This window comes from Plectonema radiosum NIES-515, assembly GCF_025753815.1.
Classification (GTDB): Bacteria; Cyanobacteriota; Cyanobacteriia; order Cyanobacteriales; family Nostocaceae; genus Hassallia; species Hassallia radiosum_A.
This window is the reverse complement of the sequence record NZ_JAOWRF010000099.1, coordinates 1-3596: the sequence shown is the minus strand read 5'-3', so window position 1 is coordinate 3596 and position 3596 is coordinate 1. Positions and strand designations below refer to the sequence as shown.

The window sequence follows — 3596 nt, the reverse complement described above, 5'->3', positions numbered from 1 at the left end:
GACAAGGGGGACAAGGGGGACAAGGGGGACAAGGGGGACAAGGAAATAAAGCAATTCATAACTCCTCACTCCTCACTCCAAACTCCAAACTCCTAACTCCAAACTCCTAACTCCAAACTCCTAACTCCAAACTCCTAACTCCTCACTCCTAACTCCTAACTCCTAACTCCAAACTCCAAACTCCCCACTCCCCACTCCCCACTCCCCACTCCCCACTCCCAAAATATTAGTGTTGACATTTTATTTATTTCGATTATTCTAGAAATATGGTTGAAGATAATCAAGACACCGCTCGGTATGCAGATATATTTGCTGCATTGGGGTCGGAACCTCGTCTGGAAATAATGCGGTTGCTGTTTGCAGCTTATCCAGAGGGGATGACTGTAGGAGAGATTCACCAAAAGCTGAAGATTCCGAACTCGACGCTATCGCACCATTTGGAGAAACTGCGAATTGAGAAGTTGGTTAATAGCCGAAAGGATAAGCAATTTCTGTGGTATTCAGCAAATGCTGAGACGATGGAAGATTTATTGTCTTTTTTAACTACAGGGAAAGCGAAAAGCGATCGCATTATTCAACCGATAAGCAATATGTCACAACAGGAAGGCAATATGATTGAACAATTTTTTGCATCTATCTTTGAACAGCTTTATGGGTTTATGTCGGGTAGATTCCACCTTAACGGTTATGAAAGATTCACCCAAAAAGCAATTATAGCCATCAATATCGCTCAAGGTGAATCGAGACGTTTGGGACATCAATATGTCGGCACAGAACAAATTTTACTCGGATTAGTTGGCGAAGGTAGCGGTTTTACCGCACAGTTTCTCACCTCAGTGGGGGTAAACTTGGAAAATGCTCAAATAGAAGTAGAAAAAATTATTGGCAGAGGTAAAGGTAATACACCTTTAGATATTCCTTATACACCAAGGGCAAAGCAAGTGTTAGAACTTTCGGTAGAACAGTCACGACAACTTAATGTTAACTATGTTGGTACAGAGCATTTGTTGTTAGGCATTCTCGAAGAAGGAGGAGGCGCCGGTGTCAGGGTTCTAGAAAATCTTGGGGTAGATTTGGTTTCTTTGGAACAACGACTGCGAAGCGCTTTAACTTAGGATTATGACGCATTTTCACCTCAACACTTGTGGAAACGCCTACAATTAGTTTTTTACCATTCCGAAATAAGGTATTTATGATGGGGTGATATCAATGGCATTGTGAGTATTTATCCTCACCAAATAGTATTCACGTTGTTGTGGATGAGCAAGAATTTGGATGCGTCCGGCAAGGGTTGCTTTAGCAGTGCTTGAGACAACTGTTTAAAATTCATATCTTAATAGTCATTCTCAGCCACACAAATTCCTTTACATTTAATACCGTTCTACCTTGGGCGCTGACAATGAGAACATAGAACTTTTTCATTTTTTCTTTCTTGATTGATATTTATAGTAGTGCTTGCAGTAAAAAAGTCTTTTTTGGTCTGGGGTTTTACAGTCATAAGGGTGGAGGAATTTTTTGCGGTTTACATCTTAAAAGGTGAAAACACCTATTGCTGTTTTTCCAACCTTTAAGAACTCTTCTCAACCAGAGTTCCTACCAAACAAGCTCTATCCCAGTTAACCCCGCTTAAATTGGCACCGTTTAACTCAGCACACAGCAAGTTTGCTCCTGTTAAATTCGCTCCCGCTAAATTCGCAGAGCGTAAGTCAGCTTCTTCTAAATTTGCTTCACTCAACAACGCACCTTGCAAATCTGCGCGGCTCAAGTCTGCACCTTTAAGATTTGCGCCGGTCAGGTTTGCACCCCTTAAATCAGCACCACGCAAATCAACACCTTGCAAGTTGACATTCATCAAATTGCTACCGCTTAAAAAAGCACCCGCTAAAGAAACGTCGCTGAGTGTGGCTCCCATCAAGTTAGCACCCCGCAAGTTACTACCACGCAAATCAGCACCTGTCAAATCTGCTTGCATCAAGTTTGCCCCCATCAAATTCGCTCGCAAGTCAGTTTGCACGAGGATGGCTCCCATTAAGTTAGCTCCTTCTAGATGCCCACCTTCGAGTTTAGAATTAGCCAAATTTGTGCCGACAAGGTTGGCACCAGCCAGATTAATGCGGCTTAAATCTAATCTAGTCAGTTCCTCGTCTTCTAAATCTGCCCCTGGAAGCTGTTTAAGTTTTCCCGATCGCAATGCTTCAATATTCATTTTTCATAACCGCAGTTTTAATTTCGCTATCTAGCCTCGCATCAAGTAACCACATCCCGGCACTAACTTTAGGTGTCATCAGAGGTAATTCGATTCCTTGTTGCAAGCCCATGACTAATAAAGTCAGAGTATCTATTAGTTTAGGATCAAAGCGCGTCGATTGTAGCTGTCTGCACTCTTCTAAAGCTTGAGCAAATATATCTTCCCGACTCAATTGAGATGCTTGGTTCTCATTGACTCGCCACTGAAAATCTGCTACCAATGCTAAAATTCGCGATTCTAAGGGAATTTCATCGCCAGATAAGCCAGCTGGTTCACCTGTACCATCCCACCATTCGGTTTGATGAGTAATAATTTGTGCTACTGCTCGCAGTCGCGGCATGGTTCGCAATACCTGCGCTCCTGGTACTAAGGGACAAGTTAGGGGACTGCTAGGAGCATCTTCGTGATAACGTGTAGATGTACCGGGTGTGAGAATGCTTTCTGCTTTTTGTAATGGATCTATGCGATGTAGCAAACCAGCAAGGCGCAATCTTTTAACTTGCCATGCGGGAAGATCCAACACTTGAGCGATCGCCTCACAAAGCACTACTACTTCTGCTGCTGCCATTGGATTCTTGACATCAGCCATATCCATGAGTTGTGCCATTCGCAAAAATGCTTGAATTTCGTTGGAAACCAAGTTGCGATCCAAGCTCTGTTTATTTAGGGCTGTGGGTATAGATAAATTCTCTTGCCCAGTCTGAAGATAGTCTACCACACGGGAGACTACTGCACTCAAGTTTTCTGATGTGGCGATCGCAGGCTGAATTGTCTGTTTATGTGCTTTGAGTTTGTTTGCTAATTCTAAATTGTATGGTTTGATGTGGGCGATCGCTAAAGAAGCTGTTTGATGTACTAACTCTGGCTCAAATGTCCACAAACCATAAAATTTCCGCTCCTGATCCGATGCTGGAAGCCCTGCCGCGCCATAATCAGCATCGGATAGCTCTTGACAAAGCACCATTGCTGTGTATCTTGGGGAGAGAATGATTAAGTGCCACTCTTGAGCGACTGGATCGCTCGTATTTAAGGCTACCAAGTCTACATTGTCAAAAAGGCTGGTGGGATGTTCAGCAAAACCTGCATCTGGGGCAGCCATGATAACGATTTGGCGGGATTTTTTGGCAATATCTGCATAGCGATCGGCTTCTTGCAAATACCATTTACCCTGTTGAAAGGCTGTGATTACTAAAGGTTTAGTATCGTCGCTTAAAATATGGTCTTCTAGGGCATGGCACAGTGAGACTAGCGTATTTTTATAATACACCCCAAAGCGAATTGGTCTGGTGCTGTGACGGTGGGTAGTTTCTAGTTGTTGGAGTAATGAGCCTTCTAACATGGGAGGGGG

The 3596-nt window shown here is 43.3% G+C and carries 2 protein-coding genes and 3 pseudogenes; 2 read left to right on the top strand and 3 right to left on the bottom strand.

What is annotated here, in order from left to right; translation table 11 throughout:
- Positions 1–266: 266 nt before the first annotated feature.
- Positions 267–521 (top strand): annotated as a pseudogene (locus OGM63_RS06445) (ArsR/SmtB family transcription factor); the annotation flags it as partial.
- Between the two features lie 138 nt (positions 522–659).
- A pseudogene (locus tag OGM63_RS06440) lies at positions 660–1097 on the top strand (Clp protease N-terminal domain-containing protein); the annotation flags it as partial.
- Between the two features lie 236 nt (positions 1098–1333).
- Here the strand turns inward: OGM63_RS06440 and OGM63_RS30090 are convergent.
- From OGM63_RS30090 to OGM63_RS06430, 3 genes and pseudogenes are all read right to left on the bottom strand, one after another.
- Positions 1334–1498 (bottom strand): annotated as a pseudogene (locus tag OGM63_RS30090) (DUF8639 family protein).
- Between the two features lie 69 nt (positions 1499–1567).
- Complete coding sequence (locus OGM63_RS06435; RefSeq protein WP_263744671.1) at positions 1568–2206, bottom strand: pentapeptide repeat-containing protein; 639 nt, start codon at positions 2204–2206, stop codon at positions 1568–1570.
- The coding region (locus OGM63_RS06430) for a DICT sensory domain-containing protein (protein ID WP_318528415.1) at positions 2196–3596 on the bottom strand (1401 nt) is incomplete at its 5' end. The genes OGM63_RS06430 and OGM63_RS06435, both read right to left, overlap by 11 nt.